Source organism: Streptomyces sp. NPDC001056 (assembly GCF_053598955.1).
Genome location: NZ_JBSFLI010000001.1, coordinates 95,372 through 117,488 on the forward strand (window position 1 = coordinate 95,372; position 22,117 = coordinate 117,488).

Sequence of the window (22,117 nt, forward strand, 5' to 3'; positions counted from 1 at the left end):
TGATCAATCGACGTACTGCTTGAGCTCCTCGGTGTCGAGTTCGATGCCGAGAGGCTGGGGGATCAGCAGCTTGGCACCGAAGGCCTCCTTGTGGGCGTTGCGGTAGCCGAGGCCGGGGTCCGGATCGCTGAACAGCGTGACAGTGCAGTCGTCGCGGTCGACCAGCAGGTAGAAGGGGATGCCCGCAGCACCGTAGGCCACGGGCGTCTCTTGACGATCTCGACGGTCGGTGTCGGAATCGTGGGAAGTGGCTTCAAGGACCAGGAACGCGCCCTTCGGATCGGCCCATTCGCCATGTCCGGCGAAGTGGCGCCTGGGCACGAGGACCGCGTCCGGCCGCACCCGCCCAGCGCGGTACCTCTCCGCCTTCAGTCCCTGCCCCTGGTAGAGGTCCAGGTCGGGCCGTGCCTGCATGCACTGCTGCATCAGCCACAGCACGATGCTGTTGTGGTCGCCGTCCGGCACTTTCTTGACCCCGATCCGTCCGTTGATGAACTCGAACCTGACGGTGTCGTCGGTCTCCCTGGCCGCGGACTCGGCGATCCTCTCGAACTCCTCCACCGACATCTGGGCCGACTGCAACTCGCGCTCTGCCATAACCGTCATGGTGCCCTCCTCGTAAGGCGGGCACCAGCGTGCCGTGCCGGCGGTTGGCATATGCCAGAACAGCCGCGTGATCAGCCGAACGGGTGATCAGCGCACCTCCACGCTCAGACCCTCCAGCCCCCTGATCACGAAGTTCGGCTTGCGGGCCGGTTCGGTCGCCAGGGCGAGGGTGGGGGCCTGGCGCAGCAGCGCGGTCATGGAGGCGGCCAGTTCGAGGCGGGCGAGGGGGGCGCCGATGCAGTAGTGGATGCCGGCGCTGAAGGAGATGTGCGGGTTGTCGGCGCGGGTGAGGTCGAGGCGGTCGGGGTCCGGGAAGACGGCGGGGTCGTGGTTGGCGGAGCCGAAGAGCATGGCGATCTCGGCGCCGCGCGGGATCGTCGTGCCGTCGATCTCGATGTCGTCCAGGACCCAGCGTTCGAAGAGCTGGAGCGGGGTGTCGTAGCGCATCAGCTCCTCGATCGCGGTCGGCACGAGGCGGTGGTCGGCGCGCAGGGCGGCCAGCTGGGCGGGGTTGCGGAAGAGGGCCCACCAGCCGTTGGCCGTGGCGTTGACGGTGGCCTCGTGGCCCGCGTTGAGCAGCAGTACGGCGGTGGAGATCATCTCCTGCTCGGTCAGCCGGTCGCCCTCGTCGTGCGCGGCGATCAGTCCGGAGATCAGATCGTCCCCGGGCTGCCCGCGCCGCGCGGCGATCAACTCACGCAGGTAACCGGAGAATTCGACCGACGCGCGTACCGCCCGCGCCGCCGTCTCCTCGGACGGGTTCAGCTCGTACATCCCGCAGATCGCCGCCGACCAGGGCCGCAGCAGCCCCCGGTCCGCCTCCGGAATCCCCAGCATCTCGGCGATCACCGCCACCGGCAGCGGCTCGGCGACGTCCTTCAGCAGATCGCCGCCGCCGTCCCGGACGAGGGCCGCCACCAACTCGTCCGCCAGCTGCCGCACATACGGCTCCAGCCGCTCCACCGTGCGCGGCGTGAACGCCTTCGACACCAGTCGCCGGATCCGCGTGTGGTCCGGCGGCTCCAGGTCGAGCATCCCGTGATCGTTGAGCGTGTGGAACGGCTCGTGCGCCGGGGGCGGCGCGGCCTTGCCGAACTCCTCGTGCCCGAAACGGTGTTGGTACGTCCGCCCCAGCCGCCGGTCCCGCAGCAGCGCCGAGACGTCCGCGTGGTGCGGCACCAGCCACTGGTCCGTCGGCTCGTACCGGATCACCCGCCCGCGGGCGCGCAGCTCGGCGTAGGCCGGGTACGGGTCGGCCACGAACGCCGGGTCCCAGGGGTCGAAAACGAGTTCACCGGAGCCTGCCATGCGGCGACGCTAACCCGCCGACCCACCGCCTGACCAGGACCGCACCGCACACCCGTCCCTCCGTCAGCCCGGTGTCACCAGGCGCGCCTCGTACGCGAAGACCGCCGCCTGGGTGCGGTCGCGCAGGCCCAGTTTGACGAGGATGCGGCTGACGTGGGTCTTGACGGTGGACTCGGCCACGACCAGGCGCTCGGCGATCTCCGCGTTGGACAGGCCCTGGGCGATGAGGACGAGGACCTCGGTCTCGCGTTCGGTGAGGTCGCCGTAGGCGGTCCGGGCGGTGGGCGAGGGGCGGCGGGCGTCCGGCAGACGGGAGAACTCGGTGATCAGGCGTCTGGTGACGGAGGGGGCGAGCAGGGCCTCGCCGGCGGCCACCACCCTCACGGCATCGGCCAGTTGACCGGCCGAGGCGTCCTTGAGGAGGAAGCCGGAGGCGCCCGCGCGCAGGGCCTGGTAGACGTACTCGTCCAGGTCGAACGTGGTCAGGACGAGCACCTTCGCCGTGGCGTCGGCCGCGACGATCTCGCGCGTCGCCTCGATGCCGTTGAGTTCGGGCATGCGGATGTCCATCAGGACGACGTCCGGGGCGAGCCGGCGCACCTGCTCCACCGCCTCGCGGCCGTTGACCGCCTCGCCCGCGACCTCGATGTCCGGCATCGCGTTCAGCAGGACGGAGAAGCCCTCGCGGACCATCATCTGGTCGTCCGCGATCAGGACGCGGATCGTCATGCGCCGTCCTCGGCTTCGGGGGCCGGGGCCGGCACGGGGAGGAAGACCGCCACCTCGTAGCCTCCGTCGTCCGTCCTGGCCGCCGTCATCTCGCCGTCCAGCATGGTGACACGCTCCCGCATGCCCGTGATGCCGTGCCCGGCGCCCGGCGACGGCTTCAGCAGGCTCGGCGCGGGCGGCGGACCGTTGACCACGCGCAGCCCGAGGCCGCCGAGGACGTACGAGAGCTCCACGCGGGCGCTCGCCCCGGGCGCGTGGCGCAGCGTGTTGCTCAGTGCCTCCTGGACGATGCGGTACGCCGACAGCTCGACGCCCTGCGGCAGTTCGCGCACCGCGCCCGTCACCGCCTTGTCCACGCGGAGCCCTGCCTCGCGCACATTGGCGAGCAGCCCGTCGAGGTCGGCGAGCGTGGGCTGCGGGGCGTCCGGCGCCGCGTAGTCCTCCGCGCGCACGACCCCGAGGACCCGGCGCAGCTCGGTCAGGGCCGCCACCGCGTTCTCCCGGATGGTGGCGAACGCCTTCTCCAGCTCCGGCGGCGGGTTCTCCACCCGGTAGGGCGCCGCCTCCGCCTGGATCGCGACCACCGACATGTGGTGGGCGACCACGTCGTGCAGCTCGCGGGCGATCGTGGTGCGCTCCTCCAGCAGGGTGCGCCGCGAACGCTCGTGCTCGGTCACCGTCTGCTGCGCGGTCACCTCCAGCGCGGCCTCCCGGCGGACGTGCCGTACGGCGACCACCAGCAGGATCAGCGCGGACAGGAGCAGCATCTGGGCCACGTCGGCACGGTCGTACCGGTGGCCGAACAGGCTCGCGTCGAAGAAGCCGTACACCCCGGTCAGCACCCACATCCAGGCCGCGGTGCGCGGCCGGGTGCGGAGCGCCACGACGGTGAGCACCACCAGATGGGAGAGGAAGCTGCCCGGCGTCCACGTCCCGCTCATCCAGTCGCCCCCGCTGACGATCCCGGTGACCGTGCACGCGGCGAGGGACAGCCAGAACGCCCCGGCGGGGCGCACCAGGGTCAGCAGGACCGGTGCCAGGGCCAGCAGTCCGCAGATCAGGGTCGAGGCAGCGGAGGCGTCGGCGCGGGCGACGCCGAGCCACATGGCCAGCACGCCGAAGAAGGCCACCACGGCGTGCGGGGTCCAGGTCGCGTACTCACGCGGCCGGCCCGAACGGCGGCGCACGAAACGGCTGTCGGGGCCGAGGCGCGGCAGCGGACGGTAGGCGAAGGCGTCGTGGAACAGGTCCTGCCGCAGCCCGGCGAGGGCGTCGGCGGCCAGCCGGAACTCCGGGCTGCGCGGGCGGCCGGCCCCGAGCGGTGGCGTGGCGTGCGTGTGGGTCGTCTCGGTCACACGGGAAACGGTAGGCGGCGGGCGGCGGCCGGTCGTCAGCTTGGAGGGGGGTTCCGCGGGGTCCTTCTCAGGTACTACACGGGGCATACGGCCCTCACCGCGCCCCGGGTCTGACCAGGCCCGACTCGTACGCGAAGATCGCCGCCTGGGTACGGTCCCGCAGTCCCAGCTTCATCAGTATCCGGCCCACGTGCGTCTTCACCGTCTGCTCCGCCACCACCAGGCGGACCGCTATCTCCGCGTTGCTCAGCCCCTGCGCGATCAGTGCCAGCACCTCCGTCTCCCGTTCGGTGAGGTCGCCGACGCGCCGGCGCAGCGGGGAGCGGCGGCCGCCGTCCAGGCGGGAGAACTCGGCGATGAGGCGCCGGGTGATGCCGGGGGCGAGCAGGGCGTCGCCGCCCGCCACCACCCGTACCGCCTCGGCGAGTTTGTCGGCGGAGGCGTCCTTGAGCAGGAACCCGGAGGCGCCGGCGCGCAAAGCGTCGTACACGTACTCGTCCAGGTCGAAGGTGGTCAGCACCAGTACCTTGACGGCGGGTTGGGCGACCGTGATGTGTTCGGTCGCCTGGATGCCGCCGAGTTCGGGCATGCGGATGTCCATCAGGACGACGTCCGGGGCCAGTTCGGCGGCCTTGGCTATCGCCTCCCGGCCGTCCACCGCCTGGCCGACCACCTCGATGCCGGGCTGGGCGTCGAGCAGCACGGTGAAGCCCTGCCGCACCATCTCCTGGTCGTCGGCGATGAGCACGCGGATGGCGTCGGCGCCGCTCGTCATGGGGTCTGTTCTCCTGTCGCGGGCGAGGAAGGCGAGAAGGGCGGGGGGACCGGGGGCGGCGGGTCCTCGGACGGGGTGCCGTCACCGGGGAGGAAGGCCGTGACCGTGAAGCCGCCCCGCGCGGTCGGGGCCGCGGTGACCCGGCCGCCGAGCATCGCCGCGCGCTCGCGCATGCCGAGCAGCCCGTGCCCGGCTCCCTGGGAGGGCAAAACCGGCTGCCCGGCGGGGGAGTTGGCCACCTCCAGATGGAGGCCGTCGGGACGGTGGGCGACCTCGACGCGCACCTTCGACCCCGGCGCGTGCCGCAGCGCGTTGCTCAGCGCCTCCTGCACGATCCGGTACGCCGACAGTTCCACGCCTGGGGTGTAGGGCCGCACCGTGCCCCGCACCTCGGCGCTCACGTCCAGCCCCGCGGCGCGCGTGTTCTCGATCAGGGTGCCGAGCCGGGCGAGGGTGGGCTGGGGGGCGTCCGGGGCGGCCCCGGTGCCGGGCGCGCCGAGCCCGTAGGGGCCCTCGGGGTCCTCGGGGTGCGCGGAGCGCAGGACCCCGAGGACCCGGCGGAGTTCGGTCAGGGCCTCCAGTGCGTTCTGCCGGATGCCCGCGAGGTTCTCCTCCAGTTCGGGCGAGGGCCGCTCCACGAGGTGGGGGGCCACCTGGGCCTGGATGGAGATGACCGACATGTGGTGGGCGACCACGTCGTGCAGCTCCCGGGCGATGCGGCTGCGCTCCTCCAGCAGGGTGCGGCGGGCCCGCTCCTCTGCGGTGAGGCTGGTCTGCTCCACGAGTTCGGCGCGCGCCTGCTGGCGGCCGCGCACGGCGATGCCGAGCGCCACGACCACCGCGGACAGCACCACCGCGGCGACCCCGGTCGGCTGGTAGACGACCCCGCCCCAGCCGCCCTCCAGGAGGGCGGTGACCAGCGCGGTCAGGACCAGCGCCTCGACCGCCACCCGGGCGCGCACGCGCAGCGCGAGCAGCAGCATGACCAGCAGGTGCGCGACGATCCCGGCGACGGTCCAGGGCCAGGAGAACACCACGCCGGGTATCCGGCCCAGGTGGTCGTGGACCGCGGCGGCGCACACCACGGTCGCCGCCATGGACAGCCACCAGGCCGCCATGGGCCGGCGCAGCGCCAGCACGGCCGCACCAGCCTGCGCGAGGCCGATCGCGAAGGAGGAGCCGAGACTCACCCCGCCGTTGTTCGCGAGCTGCGCCACACCGCCGGCCCCGACCCCGAACGCGGCCAGGCACACCAGCCCGTGCGGCAGCCAGCGCAGCCACACGAACACCGGCAGCGGATCGCGCCGGAGCGTGCACAGATCGTCCCGCAACACCACCAGCAACTGCCGCGCCCGGTCCGCGAGCAGCGCGAATCCCTGACGACCCCCCGTTTCGGTCACGCCGTCCACCTTAGACACGGCGACCTCGGGAAACACGGGGGCCCGCCCCCCTTTCCCCGTCGCCCGCGACGCCCCGGTGCACCCGGACCACCCGGCTGCGACGACCGTGCGCACCCCGGTCGCGCGCACGGCGGCCACCGCCCTGTTCGTACGACCGGAACGCGCCCCAGCACACCGTCAGGACCAGCGCGAACACCGGGAGCCAGAGGAGGCGGACGGCGATCCAGGCCGGGCCGTCGGGCGCGGTGTGCAGTCCGGGCAGGCGGCCGGCCGGGAGGGCCGCGGCGGTGGTGGCCATCAGGGCGGTCTGGTGCCACAGGAAGATCGTCATCGCGGAGAGGTTGACCGTGGCCACCGCCGCCCACGGCAGGGGACGGCGCATCGCGCGGCGCAGCCGGTCGCGCAGCAGCAGCGCCAGCCCGCACTGGGCGAGGCCGAAGGTGACGGCGGCGAGGGTCGGCGGGTCGAGGTTGGAGACCGCCGCGCCGGGGACGCCGACCATGGCGGCCGGGTAGCCCGCCCAGCCGACGAGGAGCGCCGTGGCCGTCGTACCGGAGGCGAGCAGGACCCAGCCCGCGCGGCGGGTGTCCAGCTCGCCGCGGGTCCAGGCGGCACCGAGGGTGTAGGGGACCAGCCAGCCGGCGGGCAGGTTCGCCCAGCCGAGCCAGGAGGGGCCGAGGTGCAGGCCGAAGCGCAGCACGTCCACGTGCAGGACGACGGCGAGCGGCCACAGCGGGTGCAGCCGGGTGACGAGCGGGGTCGCGGCGGTCAGCGCGGCGAACACCAGCAGGAACCACAGCGGGGACAGGGCGAGTTTGCCGAGTGTGTGGACGGTGTCCGCCGGGGCGCCGGTGAGCAGCAGGGCCGCGGTGACCACGGCCCACAGGCAGAGGAGGGCGAGGACCGGGCGGGCGAGCCGGGCCAGGCGCGAGTGCAGCCACTGTCCGTACGTCAGGCCGCGGGCGCGGGCGGAGGCGAGGCTCTTGGTGGCCACGTGCCCGCCCACCAGGAAGAACACCGCCAGGGTCTGGAAGACCCAGGAGACCGGGGCCAGCCAGGGCATGCGCCCCAGGGGGCTGGCGGTGTGCAGTCCGTCGTCGTGCGCGACCAGCGCGGTGACCAGCCAGTGGCCGAGGACGACACCGAGGATCGCGCAGGCCCGCAGGGCGTCGACGGCGCGGTCGCGGGAGTCGGGGGTGGCCGCGTCGACGCGGCGGGCGCCGTGCCGTATCGCCGACCGGATGCTCCTTGCCGTACGGCTGCCGGTGTCAGGCACGGGTGACCTCCGAGGTCTCGCCGCGGGTGATCCGGGCCAGGTTGGCGAGGGAGGCCGAGCCCGGGGTGAAGTAGCCGCTGTGGTCGGCGTCGCCCGCGGCGAAGACCCGGGCGCCGAAGGCGCGGGAGACCGGGTCGGTGCCGAGGCCGACGGTGGCGAGGAGCAGGTCGACGCGCACGTGCGGCACGTGGGCCACCCAGTCGTCGGTGCCGCGGGCCGCCCAGACGCGGGCGCGGGTGCCGAGGCCGCGGACGTCGTCCGCGCCGGTGCCGGGGCTGCCGACCAGGGCGATGTCGTCCACGTCGAGCCCGCGCGCGGCCCGGCCGCAGACGACGGAGCCGTAGGAGTGGCACAGGAGGGCGAGGTGCGCGTGGGCGGGGGCGAGGGCGCGCAACTGCCGTACGAGGGCGTGCAGACGGGGGGCGGCCTCGTCGGCGCGGGTGGTGGTGGCGACCGTGGTGCTGACCGTGGCCGGGGTGGTGTAGCCGAGCCAGGCGACGACGGCGGTACGGGGCCCGGGGGCGCGGTCGGCGGCCGCGTACAGGGACTCGGCCGCGCGGTGGAAGCGGCCGTAGGTGTCGAGGGAGGTGTCCGAGCCGGGGACGAGGATCGCGATGCGGTCGGCGTGGGCGAGGTCGCCGAAAACCTCGGTGGCAAGGCCCGCGCCGCGCCCGTCGAAGGCCAGCAGCCGGCGGTGGGCCGAGGCCAGAGTGCGGTCGGCGTCGGCGCGGCGGGAGTCGCCGTGGGCGGCGGCCATCCGGGCGGCGCGGTCGGCGTCGGCGCGGTTGGCGGCGTAGACGGTGGTGAGGGCGGCCGGGGTGAGCGGGGGCAGGGCCGCGGGTGCGGGCGCCGGGACGCGGGGTCGGGCGGCCGCGGAGAGGGGGACGGTGAGGGCCGCGGCGAGGAGGGCGGCGACGAGGGTACGGCGGGTGCGGTGCGGGGGGCGCCCCATGGCGGCTTCCTTCCAGCCGACCCGGCCATCGGGCTTGGCTGGAAGGGAAGTTAGGAAGCGAGGGGGGTCGTCGGCGTCCCGCCGGGGAGCTGTCCTGCGGAGTACCTCTCAGGTACTACGGGTATGACCGCGGTTCCCCTTACGGGTCGCTCACCAGGCGAGCTGGGCGATCTCCTCCGCGACGACGGCGCAGGCGTCGGCGGCCGGGTCGATGAGCGGGAAGTGGCCCACGTCCTCCAGCAGCGTCAGGCCCGCCATCTCCCCCGCCCTGGCGGCGGCTTCGGCGTACGCCTCGCTGACCGCCTGCGGTACGACGAGGTCCGCACGCCCCTGTACGAGGGTGGTGGCGATGCCCGTCGGGAGGAGGAGGGCGGGGTCGGCGTACGGTCGCCTCTGCTCGAAGTGCTCGTTGCCGCCGAGGAGTTGGAGCGAGGCGTTCTCGCACACGCCCAGTTCCTCCGCCACCGTGAAGTCGGCGATCGGGGCGAGGGCGACGACGCCGCGCAGGGGGGCGGCTTCGGGTATGCGCCAGGGGGAGTCCTGGGGCAGGACGTGGCGTGCGGCGGCCCACAGGGCGAGGTGGCCGCCCGCGGAGTGGCCGGTGAGGACGGTACGGCGGGCGTCGGCCCCCGGGACCGCCTCGCGGGCCAGGGCCGGGAGGGCGTCCAGGGCGGCGGCGACGTCGTCGAAGGTGTCGGGCCAGCGGCCGGCCGGCGGGGTCCGGCCCTCGGCGGGCGCCTCGCCGCCGCGTCGGTACTCGACGTTGGCCACGGCGAAGCCCTTGCGCGCGAGGAAGTCCGCGAGGGGTGTCACGTGACGGCGGTCGTAGCGGGCGCGCCAGGCGCCGCCGTGCAGGAGGACGACCAGGGGGGCGGGGGCGCCCTCCGCGGTGCGGGGCGCGTAGAAGTCGATCACCTGATCGGGGTGGGGGCCGTAGGGGGCGGTGGCGTCGGGGTCGACCGGGGTGTGCGAGAAGGCCGACTCCTCTTCGGCGGCGGCGCGGGCTGCGGCGGCGTCGTCCGGCATGCTCCAACCTCTCAACGACGGAACGTTCTTGGTGCGGCGGACCGGGTGGGGGTCTTCGTCGGCCGTTGGCGGGGAACGGTACCAGGCGGGTGACGTGCGTCGACGCGGGGCGGGGGTCCGCCCGCCGGCGCGTGCGGGGCGCCGCCTGCGGCCGACCGCCGCGCGGTTCCCCAGGGGTGCGGGGAACCGCGCGACGAGCCGCCGTCGGCCCGCGGCCGACGGCGGTGGGCGGCCAGGGCCCGTCTTCCGGATCTTGCCGGGGTCGCGGGAGAGGCCTAACCCCTCAGAACCGTCGCCAGGACCCTCGCCGCCCGCTCCGCGTCCGCGAAGCTCGTGTACAGCGGGGTGAAGCCGAAGCGGAGGATGTCCGGGGGCCGGAAGTCGCCCACGACGCCCGCCGCGATCAGCTTCTTCATGACCTCGCCCGCGTCCTCGCAGCGCAGCGAGACCTGGCTGCCGCGCTCCTCGTGGGCGGCCGGGGTCACGGATTCCACGCGGTCCCCGGCGTACTGGGCCACGCACTCCAGGAAGAAGTCCGTCAGCGCGAGCGACTTCGCCCGGACGGCGCCGACCGGCACGCCCTCCCAGACGTCCAGCGCCGCCTCCAGCGCCAGCATGGAGAGGATGTCCGGCGTACCCACGCGCCCGCGCACCGCGCCCGGCGCCGGATCGTACGACGGGCTCATGCCGAAGGGGTCGGCGTGGGAGTTCCAGCCGGGCAGCGGGGAGTCGAAGCGGGGCTGCGCCGCGCGGCGGACGTAGAGGAACGCCGGCGAACCGGGCCCGCCGTTCAGGTACTTGTACGTGCAGCCGACCGCGAGGTCCACCCCGTGCTCGTCGAGCCCCACGGGCAGCGCACCCGCGCTGTGGCACAGGTCCCACACCGCGAGGGCCCCCGCGGCATGGACCGCGGTGGTGAGCGACGGCAGGTCGTGCAGCCGGCCGGTGCGGTAGTCGACGTGGTTGAGCAGCACCGCCGCCGTCCGGGGCCCGAGCGCGTCCGGCACCTGCGCGGGCGTCACCGCGCGCAGGGTGCGGCCGGTCAGCCGTGCCGCCGACTCGGCGATGTACCCGTCCGTGGGGAACGTGGTCGCGTCCACCAGGATCTCGGTACGGTCCTCCCCCGCCATCCGTGCCGCGGCCACCACTGCCTTGAACACGTTGACGCTGGTGGAGTCGCCGACCACGACCTGCCCCGGCGCCGCCCCGACCAGCGGGGCGATCCGCTCGCCGATCCGCTCCGGCGCCGTCCACCAGCCGCTCTCCTCCCAGGAGCGGATGCGCAGCTCGCCCCACTCGCGGCGCACGACGTCCGCGAGCCGGTCGGGGAGGTGCGCGGGCAGCGCGCCGAGGGAGTTGCCGTCGAGGTAGACCACGTCGTCGAGGACGAACCGCGAACGCAGCGGCGCGAGTCCGTCCGCCGCGTCCAGTTCCTCGGCCTTCAGGTTGAGTTCAGACATGGGACCGCGCCGTCCACAGCTCGGGGAACACGTTCTTGCGGGCGCGCCTCTCCAGCCAGGCCACCCCGGCGGAGCCGCCCGTGCCGGCCTTGGCGCCCATCGCGCGGCGGGTGGCCACGAGATGGTCGTTGCGCCAGCGCCACACCAGCTCGGCGACGTCGGTCAACGCCTCGCCGAGGCGGACGAGTTCGCCGTCCTGCTCGCCGGAGTAGACGGCGGCCCATGCCTGTTCGACGGCCGCGTCGGGCTCGTGGCGCTGGGAGACGTCGCGGTCGAGGACGGCGTCCGGGATGGCGTGGCCCCGGCGGGCCAGCAGCCGCAGCACCTCGTCGTAGAGGCTGGGCTCGTGCAGCGCCTTCTCCAGTTCCGCGTGGGCGCGGGGCGCGCCGCGGTGCGGGACGAGCATGGACGCGGACTTCTCGCCGAGCAGGAACTCCAGGCGCCGGTACATCGCCGACTGGAAGCCGGAGCCCTCGCCGAGGGCGCCGCGGTAGGAGTTGAACTGGGCGGGGGTGAGACCGGCGAGCGGGGTCCAGGAGGCGTTCAGGGCCTCCAGCTCGCGCACGGAACGCTTCAGCGCGGAGATCGCGGTGGGCACGTCGTCCGAGCGCAGCGCCCTGGCGGCGGTCTCCCACTCGTGCACGAGCACCGTGAACCACAGCTCCATCACCTGGGTGGTGACCAGGAAGACCATCTCGCCGGGGTCGTCCGAGAGGGTGTGCTGGAGGTGGGTCAGCAGGTCCGCACGGACGTAGTCCTCGTACGGCGTCGTACCCGCGAAATCGAGATGCGGGGTCTCGGGCTCAGCGGCCTCGTGGGGGTGAGCCTGTTGGGACATCGCTGTCTCCTGTTGTTGCTCCGGGTAGCGGTCCGCCCCTGCCGATGCCGGCACGGGGGCCCCGGTCCCCAATCGCATCCTCCGCAATGACCACGGGTACGGCAAGGCCCGCCTGCTGCCAGACGGGCCACACAGGTGACAGCCGGTGTCCGGGCTCAGCCGAGGGTCTGGGCCGCGGTGGGCGAGGAGTCCTTCAGGAACTGCGTGCAGCGCTCGTACTCGTCCTGCTCGCCGATGGCCTGGGCGGCACGGGCGAGGGCGTGCAGGGCGCGCAGGAAGCCGCGGTTGGAATCGTGCTCCCAGGGGACGGGGCCGTGGCCCTTCCAGCCGCTGCGGCGCAGGGAGTCCAGACCGCGGTGGTAGCCGGTACGGGCGTAGGCGTACGACTCCACGACCGAGCCGCGCTCGAAGGCGTCGTCGGCGAGCTGCGCCCACGCGAGGGAGGAGGTGGGGTGCTGCGCGGCGACGTCCGCCGGCGCGGTACCCCCGGCCAGCTGCTCACGGGGTTCGGGGTCGTCGGGGAGGTGGATCGGGGGCGGCCCGCCGAGCAGGTTCTCGTGAATGGTCATGGGTTCAGTCTCGCGTACGCGGACCCACGACCGGCGGCACCCCGAAGGGGCGGCTACGAACCGCTCCGCTCCCCCTCCAGCGGTGGCGCGGCGAGCGAGCAGTGCGTATGCCGCTCGGGATGCCGACACCCCGCCGCCGGACGGCCCTTGACCAGGAAGAACGCCAGCCCCGCCCCCACCACCAGCACCCCCGCGCAGATCGGCATCGCCCGGTCGAACGAGGCGTCGAAGGCCGTGGCCGAGCGGTACGCGTCCGCGCCCATCCCCGCCAGCAGCGGCAGCGCCGCCACCGCGACCAGCCCCGCCGCACGGGCCGCCGCGTTGTTGATGCCGCTGGCGACGCCCGCGCGGGCGGTGTCGACGGAGGCGAGGACCGTCGCGGTCAGCGGCGCGACGAGGGTGACCATGCCCGCGCCCATCACCAGCAGCGCGGGGAGCACGTCGGCCCAGTAGCTCGCGCCCGGCCCGACGCGCAGCATCAGCAGCATCGCGACCGCGCACAGCAACGGCCCGGCGGTGAGCGGCAACCGCGGCCCCGTACGGTCGGACAGCGCGCCCGACGCGGAGGAGAACAGCAGCATCAGGACGGTGGTCGGCAGCAGCGCCGTCCCCGCGGCCAGCGGCGACCAGCCGACCGCCACCTGCAACTGGAGCGCGGTGAGGAAGAAGAAGCCCCCGAAGGCCGCGTACACGCACAGCGTGACCAGGTTGACCGCGGTGAACTGGCGTGAGGCGAAGACGTCCGGCGGCAGCATGGGATCGGGGCGATGCCGTTCGACGTACACGAACGCGGCCGCCGCGCAGAGGCCGAGCACCGCGCTCACCGCCACCGCCGCCGTACCCCCCTGCGCCTCGATGAGCGCGTACGTCAGCAGCGCGAGGGACAGCGCGCCCAGCACCGCCCCGAGGACGTCGAAGCGGCCGTGGGCGCCCTCGTCGGCCGACTCCGGCACGTGCCGCAGGGCCACCGGCACGCAGAGCAGGGCGAGCGGCACGTTGAGCAGGAAGACCCAGCGCCAGCCGGGCCCGGAGACCAGCCAGCCGCCCAGGAAGGGGCCGACCGCCGCGCCGATCCCGCCGAACCCGGACCACAGGCCGACGGCCCGGCTGCGGTCGTCGGGATGGAAGGACGCCTGGATCAGGGCGAGCGAGCCGGGGGTGAGCAGCGCCCCGCCGACGCCTTGCAGGGCGCGCGCCGCGATCAGCGGCACGACGTCCGGCGCGATGCCGCACAGCAGGGAGGCGGCGGCGAACCAGACGACCCCGAGCACGAAGATCTTCCGGCGGCCGTAGCGGTCGCCGAGGGAGCCGCCGAGCAGGATCAGCCCGGCCAGCGTGACCATGTACGCGTTGACGGTCCACTGGAGCGCGCCGAGGCTCGCGTCCAGCTCACGGCCGATGCGGGGCAGCGCCACGTTGACGACGGTCGAGTCCAGCATGGCCATGCTGGAGCCGAGCACCGTGGTGAGCAGGATCCACGTACCCCGGGACGAGCCGAGCCGGACTGCGGGCATGCCCCCACATATAACCGGCGTGCGGCGGCGCTGCGCGCGGACACGGCGGTACGGCGGCCCCGGCGGCCTGGTCGTGCCGACCGCCGGGACCGCCGTACGCGATGTACGGACGTACCGCTTACTTGATCCTGTTGCCCGCCGAGCGCAGGTGCTGCGTGGCCTCCACGACGCGCGCGGCCATGCTCGCCTCGGCCAGCTTGCCCCAGGTGCGCGGGTCGTAGGCCTTCTTGTTGCCGACCTCGCCGTCGACCTTCAGGACGCCGTCGTAGTTCGCGAACATGTGACCGGCGACCGGACGCGTGAACGCGTACTGGGTGTCGGTGTCCAGGTTCATCTTGACCACGCCGTTCTCCAGCGCGGTCTGGATCTCCTGCTCGGTGGAGCCGGAGCCGCCGTGGAAGACGAAGTCGAACGGGGACTCCTTGCCGAACCGCGCGGCCACGCCCTCGCTGAGCTCCTTCAGCAGCTCGGGACGCAGGACGACGTTGCCCGGCTTGTACACGCCGTGCACGTTGCCGAAGGACGCGGCCAGCAGGTAGCGGCCCTTCTCACCGAGGCCGAGCGCCTCCGCCGTACGGATCGCGTCGTCGACCGTGGTGTACAGGGAGTCGTTGATCTCGTGCGAGACGCCGTCCTCCTCACCCCCGGTCGGGGTGATCTCCACCTCCAGGATGATCTTGGCGGCGCGAGTGCGCTCCAGCAGCTCCTGGGCGATGGCGAGGTTGTCGGCGAGGGTCTCGGCGGAACCGTCCCACATGTGGGACTGGAACAGCGGGTTGCGGCCGGCCTTCACGCGCTCCTCGGAGACCGCGATCAGCGGACGGACGTACCCGTCGAGCTTGTCCTTCGGGCAGTGGTCGGTGTGCAGCGCGATGTTGACCGGGTACTTCTCCGCGACGATGTGCGCGAACTCGGCCAGCGCGACCGCGCCGGTCACCATGTCCTTGCTGTACTGACCACCGAGGAACTCGGCGCCACCGGTCGAGATCTGGACGATGCCGTCGCTCTCCGCCTCCGCGAAGCCGCGCAGCGCCGCGTGCAGGGTCTGGCTGGAGGTGACGTTGATGGCCGGGTAGGCGAACTTGCCTGCCTTCGCCCGGTCGAGCATCTCGGCGTAGACCTCGGGGGTTGCGATGGGCATCTGTCCGCTCCTTGTGTTGCGGGTGGGTTCTGCTACGGCCCTGACCTAGACCTGGTGGGTGACGTCGTCGTCGGCCCCCCATCTTTCCAGACAGCATTCCAGACCGGGGGTAACGGACGACGCCCCTCCAAGTCCAGGTCAAAGGGGCGCGTCAGTCCAGACCCAGTTCATCCTTCGAGAAGGCGAAGAGGTACGGGACGTCCGCCTGTTCGGCGATCGCCTCGGCGGCACCGGTGGCCCGGTCCACGATCGTGGCGACGGCGACGACCTCCGCGCCCGCCTCGCGCAGCGCCTCCACCGCGGTCAGCACGGAGCCGCCGGTGGTGGAGGTGTCCTCGACGGCCAGGACGCGCCGGCCCTCGACCTCGGCGCCCTCGATACGGCGCTGGAGGCCGTGCGCCTTGCCCGCCTTGCGCACCACGAAGGCGTCCAGGACCTTGCCGCGCGCGGCGGAGGCGTGCAGCATCGCGGTGGCGACCGGGTCGGCGCCCAGGGTGAGGCCGCCGACCGCCTCGAAGTCCAGTTCGGCGGTCAGGTCGAGCATGACCTGACCGACCAGCGGCGCGGCCGTGCCGTCCAGCGTGATCCGGCGGAGGTCGATGTAGTAGTCGGCTTCCTTGCCCGAGGAGAGGGTCACCTTGCCGTGCACCACGGCCTTGTCCTTGATCTGCTGAAGCAGCTCTGCGCGTACGTCGCTCATGGGGCCCAGCTTAAAGGCGCCGCCAGCTCCAGATCGTGGTCGCCTCCAGCGGCTCCAGGGGCGTGACCAGGCGCGGCTGCGTGTTCAGGCCGTTGGGCGGGCCGGTCTGCGGCTCCACGCACACGGCCTCGGCCTGCTCGTCGTAGACCACCACCCACTCCTCGCGGCTGGCCACCTTCAGCTCCAGCCGCTGCGGCCAGGTGAGCGTGACGTCCACCCCGCCGGGCATGCCGAAGCAGTCGTCCCACGGGCCCGGCCCCGGATCGACGCGGTTGCCGGTGGGCAGGTGGTCGGCGCCGCGCTCCTCCTGCCAGGCGGGCGCGAAGTCCAGGGTCACGTCCGCGCCGTCGAGGGTGCGGCAGAACCAGGGGTGCCAGCCGATCTGCGCCGGGAACGAGTCGTCGTACGTCTCCACGGACATCGTCAGCGTCAGGCTGTCCTCGGCGAGCGCCACGATCTGTGTGACGCGCCCGGAGTGCGGCCAGGGGTCGGTCAGCTCGTGCGTGATCACCGCCTCGCGCTCCGTGACGCGGGCGGTGCGCCAGGCGCCGTCGCGGGCGGTGCCGTGGATGGCGTGCGGCGGGGCGTTGAGGGGCATCTGCCGGACGATGCCGCCGTCGAGGAAACGGCCGTCGCGGATGCGGCCGGCCCAGGGCACCATGGGGAAACAGCCGAAGCGGTCGCCCTGCCGCAGCAGTTGCGTGTCGCCGATCCGCAGGCCGCCGACGCGGCCGCCGCTCCCGGGCCGCACGATCACCTCCGCGTCGCCCGCGGTCAGCGTGATGTCTTCGTCACTCACGGGACGACAGTACTGGGGTGTGCGAGCCCCGAGCGCCGCTTCGGGCCGTGGATGACCTGTCGCGCCCACGCGGCTGAGCCGCGGACCGACACCGCCCCCGCGCCCTCCCGAGGCACCCCGCCGCTCAACGGCGTCTGCGCAGTGCCCGTCCCACCACGATCGCCGACGCCACCGCCAACGCCGCCGCCGGCGCCGCCCACTTCAGTGCCTGGTTCGCCGAAACGGTCTGGGGGGCCGGTACCGGGGCATAGCGACCGCGCGGCGGGGCGTGGTCGACCTCCTCCGCGCTGCGGCCGATCATCGTGCGCCGGGCGTGCGCGGCCTCCGCCGGGGGTACGCCGGTGTCGGCGAAGTCGTCCGCGGGGCCCTCCGCGTCCTCGGCCGCGTCCTCCTCGCCGTCCTCGTCGTCCGCGCCGGGGTCCAGCGAGGATGGCGGGATCTCGGCGTCGAAGACGGACGGGTGCCCGGCCTCCGGCTCCTCTTCCCGCTCCTGCGCGCCCTCCCCCAGCCCCTCAAGGAACCGGGTCAGCAGTCGTGCCGCCGCCGAGGACACCGCCTCCGCGGGAAGCTCCGCGATCCGGCCGGACGCGTCGGCCGTGCCCTCGACCGTCACCGCCGTACCGCCCTCGGTGCCGGCGAGGCGCAGGGTGAGGGCGAGCTTGACCGTGCCGGTGCCGCGGGCCTCGGTGGCGTCGCCCTCGACGGTGTACGTGCCGTCCTCGTGGGCGCGCACCCGCGCCGTCCCCCGGTAGGTGACGGAGTGTCCGCCGACGCGCAGCTTGAGGCGGCCGGCCACGGGCGGGGCGCCGGCGTCCTGCTGGAGCCCGGGGACGGCACGGGCGACGCGCGCGGGGTCGGCGAGTGCCGTGGCGAGACGGTCGGTCGGGACCGGGACGAAGACCTGGTGCTCCATGTCGGCTGAGCCTACCCAGGAGCGGCCGGGTCGTACCCTCCCCGGAGCCGGCACATGCGCGGGCGGCCGGTCAGTACCGCGGATGGATCAGGGTGGAGGCGGGCAGCCCCCCGATCCGGGTCCGCTCGGCCGCCCGCCGGTCCGCCGCGAGCGCGGCCGGGGTGAGCGTGCCTGCGGGGGTCGAGGGGTCGAGGAGCAGGGGCGGGGCGGTGCGGCCCGGGGCGGCCAGCAGGAAGCCCCAGTCCTGCGGGGCCTCCGGCGCGCCGACCGAGCGGTCGGGGCCCGCCGGGAAGCCGGGCTCCCGGCCGAGGACGCGGTAGGGAGTGGCGGTGAACCGGGCGGCGCGCAGGGTCGCGGCGACCGTCCAGAAGACGCGGGGGCGGGTGGTGAGGGGGCCCGCGTGCACGACGAGCCGGCCGCCGGGGGCGAGTGCGCGGCGGGTGAGGCCGTAGAACTCCTCGGAGTACAGCTTGGTGCTGGCGGTGATGCCGGGATCGGGGAGGTCCGCGATCACGACGTCGTACGAGGCCGCGGGCGCGGTGCGCAGCCAGCCCAGGGCGTCGGCGACGGTGAGGTGGACGCGGGGGTCGGCGTAGGCATGGCCGTTGGCGGCGGCCAGGCCGGGGTCGCGGCGGGCCAACCGGGCGAGTTCCGGGTCGAGTTCGACGACGTCGACGCGGCGCACCCCGGGGTGGCGCAGCACTTCGCGGGCGGCGAGGCCGTCGCCGCCGCCGAGGATCAGGACGCGGGAGTGCGCTCCGGTGAGGGCGGGGTGCACCAGGGCCTCGTGGTAGCGGCGGGCGTCCCGGCCGCCGACGCGGAGCCGGCCGTCGAGGTAGAGGTCGAGGGGGCGGCCGTCGGTGCCGCCCGCGAGGACGACCTCCTGCGTCCCCGTCTGCACGGCGACCCGGACGTCCGCGCCGTACACCGCCCGGCGCGCGGCGCGTTCGAAGTCGGCGGACAGGGCGGCGGCCGAGGCGAGGATGCCGAGGACGAGGGCGCCGACGAGGAGCAGGGTCCAGCGGGCGCGGCGGGTCAGGTCGCGCCGGAAGAGGCCGAGGACGAGGGCGCCGCCCGCCACGACGTTGACCATGCCGGTGAGCAGCGCGCCGGTCGACTGGCCGAAGAACGGCAGGAGCACGAAGGGGAAGGCGAGGCCGCCGACGAGGGCGCCGACGTAGTCCGCGGCGAACAGGTCGGCCACGGCGGCGGGCGCGTCCTGTCTGCGGATGCGCTGGATCAGCTCCATCAGGAGCGGGACCTCGGCGCCGATGAGCAGGCCGATGGCGAGGGAGAAGGCGACCAGGAGGCAGCGCGGGCCCTCGGCCCACAGCCCGCCCCAGCCGCCGGTCCAGGCGAACACGGCGTACAGGGCCATCGCGCTGCACCCGCCGACGAGCGCGAGGAGCGTCTCGACGGCGCCGAAGCCGACGGCCGTGTGCCGGCGCAGCCGTTTGGCGCCGAGCGAGCCGATGCCCATCGCGAACACCATCACGGACAGCACGACGGAGGCCTGGGTGACCGAGTCGCCGATCAAGTACGAGGCGAACGCGACGAGTTCGAGCTCGTACACGAGTCCACAGGCCGCGCAGACGAAGACGCACCCGAGGACCAGGAACCGCCCGGTGCCGGGCCGGACGGGGAGGCACCCGGGGCCGGTCCGGGAGGGCGGGGCGCCCGGTGGCGCGGGGGCCTGCGATTCGATCACTCTGCGACGTTACGTCACACGACGGGCGCGCTTTGTCACCCACAGGTGTGGATCTGGGGGCAGTCGACCCCATCCAGGTTTATGCCGCGTGAGAGGTCGGTCCGGCCGGGCGTCCGCCGGTTCGCACCGCACGGGCGCCGCCGCGTCCCGCCGCACGGGCGCCGCCGCGTCCCGCCGCGCGAACTCCGCGGGCTCAGGCCGCCTCGGCGTCCTGGCCGCGCTGCCGTTTCCGTGCCCGCGCGCCCACCCGGGTGCGGGTGGCGACGAGTTGGCCGTCCTGCGGGTAGGCGTGCCACGTGCGCCAGTGCACATGGTCGTCGTGCCGCTGGGCCAGCATCGCGGTGAACGCGTGCGGGCTGCCCGGGAAGACGCCGGCGAGCCCGTGCGGGTGCTCGGAGACGAGGGCGAGCAATTCCTGGGCGCGGCCCGCGAAGGAGCCGGGAGTGAGCATCTCGACGCGCGCCGCGAACTCGTACTCCCACGCGCCGACGCGCTTGGCGACGCCGAGCGGCAGCGGGGTGCTGGAGCCGGGGATGCAGGCCACCGTCTCGGAGCACAGGCCGCGCTCCTCCTCCAGGAGGACCTGGTGGGAGGCGCCGAGCAGTCTCAACTGGAGCTTCGCACCGGTCAGTTCGAGGTCGAGGGTGGCCAGGGCGGGAAGCGGCTCGCGCCCGAGGGCCCAGGCGAGGTCGGCAGCGCGCGTATCGGTGTAACTGGTGTTCAGGGTCGTGAGCATGGATCGGCTCCGCTAACACGCAAATGAGGGGAGAGGCCGTGTCAGCCCGGCCGGCCCGGCCGGTACGAGGCGTCTGCGAGACGTCCTGGGGGCTGCGTTGGCTGCATTGGCGTTTTAGAGGGAATCATGAACAGAGGGGCCGCCACAGCGTTTTTACCCAACTTCGGGGGCTTTCCATCCCTCGGGGGGCTCACAGTTCAACTGTTCCACCACGGCGCACGCCGGGCGCGGGCACGGAGACCCGCACCCCGCGCCCCGGCGGCCTCCGCGGGCCCGTGCGCCTCGGCACTCCCCCCTTGCCCAGGGGCCTCGGCGGCCTCCCCTGCACGGGCGTAGAGGAACGTTCGTTCTTGACCGACCGTTCTTTAATCGCCTACGGTTCCGGGCATGGGACGACCACGCGCCTTCGACACGGACCAGGCCGTCAGTGCCGCCGCCGCCCTCTTCGCCGCCCGCGGCTACGAGGGCACCTCGGTGGACGACCTGGTCACGGCCACCGGCGTCCACCGCGGCAGCCTCTACAAGGTCTTCGGCTCCAAACGGGGCCTGCACCTGACCGCGCTGCGCAACCACCTCGACCACGAGATCCACCCGACCAGCGCCGCCATCGCCACCCTCACCGACCCCGCGCAGGCACTGACGGCGGCCATCGCCTCGTACGACAACGGCCCGGCCGCCGGACTCCTCCTCCTCGCCGCCGCCGAACGCGCCCCCCACGACCCGGAGGTCGCCGCGCTGGTCGCGGAAGGCGTCACCGCGCTGGAGGACGCCCTGCGCCCCTCCCACGGTGACGCCGCCCCCCAACTCGCCTCCACCGTCCTCGGTACCCGCCTGCGCCTGCGCGCCCAGCCGGCCGCCCCCAAGGAGCACTGACATGGCCCTGATCTCCATCGACCGCGAACGCGGCCTGCTGACCGCCGAGTTCCAGGGCCTCGACAAGCTCTGGGCGCTCAAGAGCCGCCTGGAGATCCCCCTCGCCCACGTGCGCGGCGCCACCCACGACCCCGGCATCGCCCGCGAACCGAAGGGCATCCGCGTCGTCGGCACCTACTTCCCCGGTGTGATCACCGCCGGCCGCTTCCGCCACGACGGCGACCGCCTCTTCTGGGACGTGAAGAACCCGGACAAGGCGGTCGTCATCGAACTCGCCGACGGCGAAAGCTACGACCGCCTCGTCATCGAGGTCGACGATCCCCGCGCCACGGTGGCCCTCATCGAGCGGTCCATCGCCCGCGGCTGAGCGTGGTCCACCGCGCCTGCCGACCGCCGTCGACACCCTCAGGCGCTCCTCGACCGCCCAGGGCCACCGGCGGCATCGGGCTCGTCCGTCTCAGCTGCTCCCGCACCCCCCACCGCCCCCGCACGACGACCCCCCGCCGCACGAGGAGTGCCCGCCGCACGAGTGCCCCGAGTGCCCCCCGCCACCGCAGGAGGAGTGCCCGCCGTGGTGACTCCCGTGGCTCCCGTGGTGCCCGCCCGACGACGAGCCGGAGTCCCCGGCCCACCAGCTGCTGTCGGCGCTGCCGGCCGCTCCCCCGCTCCCGATCCTGCCTCTGCCCATCCCCCTGCCCATCCCCCTGCCCATGCCCCGGCCCTTGCCCCGGCCCCGCCTGCCACGCCTGTCGGACACCAGCGCGAGGAGCATGAACACGACGAACACACCGCCGAGCCAGATGATGAACGGATCCATGGCGCCACCCTTTTCCGGTTGCCCGAAGCGACCCCCCGTCGGGCGCCTCGTCCCTTCCCGCGCCGTGCGCGGTGCTCCGGGGATGCCCGCCCGCGGCAGCCGTCAAAGCGGAGTTGAGGAACTTCTGAGGGTACCTACGTAAAAAAACCCCTGACCTGCACATATTCGCAGATCGAAGGCAGTCGGGGACTCACTGGGCCGTGGAGGCCGTGATCTTCCTGGGGTGCTGGAACAGCGTGTCGATGGCCCGTCGGGCCCGCTCCCGGCTGTCGGGCATCGGGTGGGCGTACACCCGCAGCGTCGACGCCGGGTCGGCATGCCCCATGTACTTGCTGACGGCCTCGATGTTCTCCCCCGCGTCTGCGGCGTGGTCCGCCGGACAGTCCCTAGTCCCGCTGGGCGGCGAACAGTTCCAGGTGCGCGCAGGTGGGGCATCGATAGGCGTCGATCTGCCAGTGCGGTCGGCCCATCCTCCTGGCACCGCCGAGCGGGCCTCGCCTCAGGGGGCCCGCGATCCACCGCGCGAACCCGCGAGCGCCTTGCCCGGAGTCCTCGACGAAGCCCGGCTCCAGCCCCGTCGCCCCGCATTGGGTGCACCGTATGTTGTTCATCGTGGAAGTGT

At 73.7% G+C, this 22,117-nt stretch carries 23 protein-coding genes; 2 read left to right on the forward strand and 21 right to left on the reverse strand.

All coding sequences use genetic code 11. The features are described from left to right. Positions 1–3: 3 nt before the first annotated feature. The 19 genes from ACWDD7_RS00425 to ACWDD7_RS00515 form a co-directional block, all read right to left on the reverse strand. The gene (locus ACWDD7_RS00425) at positions 4–606 is read right to left on the reverse strand and encodes a Uma2 family endonuclease (protein ID WP_450455388.1); all 603 of its coding nucleotides are present in this window, start codon (positions 604–606) and stop codon (positions 4–6) included. Positions 607–693: 87 nt separating this feature from the next. After that, complete coding sequence (locus ACWDD7_RS00430; RefSeq protein ID WP_450455389.1) at positions 694–1,914, reverse strand: cytochrome P450; 1,221 nt, start codon at positions 1,912–1,914, stop codon at positions 694–696. 63 nt (positions 1,915–1,977) lie between these two features. Further along, positions 1,978–2,643 carry a response regulator transcription factor gene (locus ACWDD7_RS00435; protein WP_351869044.1) on the reverse strand — a complete coding sequence of 222 codons (666 nt, stop codon included), beginning with the start codon at positions 2,641–2,643 and terminating at the stop codon, positions 1,978–1,980. Beyond that, positions 2,640–3,998 (reverse strand): sensor histidine kinase, encoded by a 1,359-nt coding sequence (locus ACWDD7_RS00440; RefSeq protein ID WP_450455391.1) that lies wholly within the window; start codon positions 3,996–3,998, stop codon positions 2,640–2,642. Before ACWDD7_RS00440 ends, ACWDD7_RS00435 begins: the two co-directional genes overlap by 4 nt. A 94-nt stretch (positions 3,999–4,092) precedes the next feature. Continuing rightward, positions 4,093–4,773, reverse strand: a complete 681-nt coding sequence (locus ACWDD7_RS00445; protein ID WP_450455393.1) for a response regulator — start codon at positions 4,771–4,773, stop codon at positions 4,093–4,095. After that, positions 4,770–6,173, reverse strand: a complete 1,404-nt coding sequence (locus ACWDD7_RS00450; protein WP_450455395.1) for a sensor histidine kinase — start codon at positions 6,171–6,173, stop codon at positions 4,770–4,772. The genes ACWDD7_RS00445 and ACWDD7_RS00450 overlap by 4 nt, the downstream gene beginning before the upstream one ends. Positions 6,174–6,183: 10 nt before the next feature. After that, complete coding sequence (locus tag ACWDD7_RS00455) at positions 6,184–7,449, reverse strand: acyltransferase family protein (protein WP_450455396.1); 1,266 nt, start codon at positions 7,447–7,449, stop codon at positions 6,184–6,186. Then, positions 7,442–8,401: an alpha/beta hydrolase gene (locus tag ACWDD7_RS00460; protein WP_450455398.1), complete on the reverse strand. Its 960-nt coding sequence runs from the start codon at positions 8,399–8,401 to the stop codon at positions 7,442–7,444. The genes ACWDD7_RS00455 and ACWDD7_RS00460 overlap by 8 nt, the downstream gene beginning before the upstream one ends. Before the next feature lie 150 nt (positions 8,402–8,551). Then, positions 8,552–9,427 carry an alpha/beta hydrolase gene (locus tag ACWDD7_RS00465; protein ID WP_450455400.1) on the reverse strand — a complete coding sequence of 292 codons (876 nt, stop codon included), beginning with the start codon at positions 9,425–9,427 and terminating at the stop codon, positions 8,552–8,554. 275 nt (positions 9,428–9,702) lie between these two features. After that, complete coding sequence (kynU, locus tag ACWDD7_RS00470) at positions 9,703–10,887, reverse strand: kynureninase (RefSeq protein ID WP_450455402.1); 1,185 nt, start codon at positions 10,885–10,887, stop codon at positions 9,703–9,705. Further along, entirely contained in the window at positions 10,880–11,725 is an 846-nt protein-coding gene (locus tag ACWDD7_RS00475; protein ID WP_351869020.1) for a tryptophan 2,3-dioxygenase family protein, read from the reverse strand. Before ACWDD7_RS00475 ends, kynU begins: the two co-directional genes overlap by 8 nt. Positions 11,726–11,880: 155 nt before the next feature. Next, on the reverse strand, positions 11,881–12,294 hold the full coding sequence (locus ACWDD7_RS00480; protein WP_450455405.1) for a DUF3151 domain-containing protein: 414 nt from the start codon (positions 12,292–12,294) through the stop codon (positions 11,881–11,883). 53 nt (positions 12,295–12,347) lie between these two features. Further along, on the reverse strand, positions 12,348–13,808 hold the full coding sequence (locus tag ACWDD7_RS00485; RefSeq protein ID WP_450455407.1) for an MFS transporter: 1,461 nt from the start codon (positions 13,806–13,808) through the stop codon (positions 12,348–12,350). 118 nt (positions 13,809–13,926) lie between these two features. Beyond that, entirely contained in the window at positions 13,927–14,949 is a 1,023-nt protein-coding gene (gene fbaA / locus ACWDD7_RS00490) for a class II fructose-bisphosphate aldolase (protein ID WP_351869008.1), read from the reverse strand. A gap of 151 nt (positions 14,950–15,100) precedes the next feature. Continuing rightward, positions 15,101–15,649 carry an orotate phosphoribosyltransferase gene (pyrE, locus tag ACWDD7_RS00495; protein ID WP_450455409.1) on the reverse strand — a complete coding sequence of 183 codons (549 nt, stop codon included), beginning with the start codon at positions 15,647–15,649 and terminating at the stop codon, positions 15,101–15,103. Positions 15,650–15,659: 10 nt separating this feature from the next. After that, on the reverse strand, positions 15,660–16,448 hold the full coding sequence (locus tag ACWDD7_RS00500) for an aldose epimerase family protein (protein ID WP_351869005.1): 789 nt from the start codon (positions 16,446–16,448) through the stop codon (positions 15,660–15,662). Positions 16,449–16,572: 124 nt separating this feature from the next. Next, complete coding sequence (locus ACWDD7_RS00505; RefSeq protein WP_450455411.1) at positions 16,573–17,361, reverse strand: SRPBCC domain-containing protein; 789 nt, start codon at positions 17,359–17,361, stop codon at positions 16,573–16,575. 70 nt (positions 17,362–17,431) lie between these two features. Next, positions 17,432–19,069 (reverse strand): polyamine aminopropyltransferase, encoded by a 1,638-nt coding sequence (locus tag ACWDD7_RS00510; RefSeq protein WP_450455413.1) that lies wholly within the window; start codon positions 19,067–19,069, stop codon positions 17,432–17,434. 193 nt (positions 19,070–19,262) lie between these two features. Next, positions 19,263–19,805: a DUF2617 family protein gene (locus ACWDD7_RS00515; RefSeq protein ID WP_450455415.1), complete on the reverse strand. Its 543-nt coding sequence runs from the start codon at positions 19,803–19,805 to the stop codon at positions 19,263–19,265. Between the two features lie 387 nt (positions 19,806–20,192). Here ACWDD7_RS00515 and ACWDD7_RS00520 point away from each other — a divergent pair, with 387 nt between their 5' ends. Both ACWDD7_RS00520 and ACWDD7_RS00525 read left to right on the forward strand, forming a co-directional pair. Next, positions 20,193–20,678 (forward strand): TetR/AcrR family transcriptional regulator, encoded by a 486-nt coding sequence (locus ACWDD7_RS00520; protein ID WP_351868993.1) that lies wholly within the window; start codon positions 20,193–20,195, stop codon positions 20,676–20,678. A 1-nt stretch (position 20,679) separates the two neighbouring features. Then, the gene (locus ACWDD7_RS00525) at positions 20,680–21,045 is read left to right on the forward strand and encodes a hypothetical protein (RefSeq protein WP_351868990.1); all 366 of its coding nucleotides are present in this window, start codon (positions 20,680–20,682) and stop codon (positions 21,043–21,045) included. A gap of 640 nt (positions 21,046–21,685) precedes the next feature. Here the strand turns inward: ACWDD7_RS00525 and ACWDD7_RS00530 are convergent. Together ACWDD7_RS00530 and ACWDD7_RS00535 are read right to left on the reverse strand one after the other, a co-directional pair. Continuing rightward, positions 21,686–21,820 carry a hypothetical protein gene (locus ACWDD7_RS00530; protein WP_450455417.1) on the reverse strand — a complete coding sequence of 45 codons (135 nt, stop codon included), beginning with the start codon at positions 21,818–21,820 and terminating at the stop codon, positions 21,686–21,688. Positions 21,821–21,881: 61 nt separating this feature from the next. Further along, entirely contained in the window at positions 21,882–22,106 is a 225-nt protein-coding gene (locus tag ACWDD7_RS00535) for a hypothetical protein (RefSeq protein ID WP_351868987.1), read from the reverse strand. Positions 22,107–22,117 lie beyond the last annotated feature (11 nt).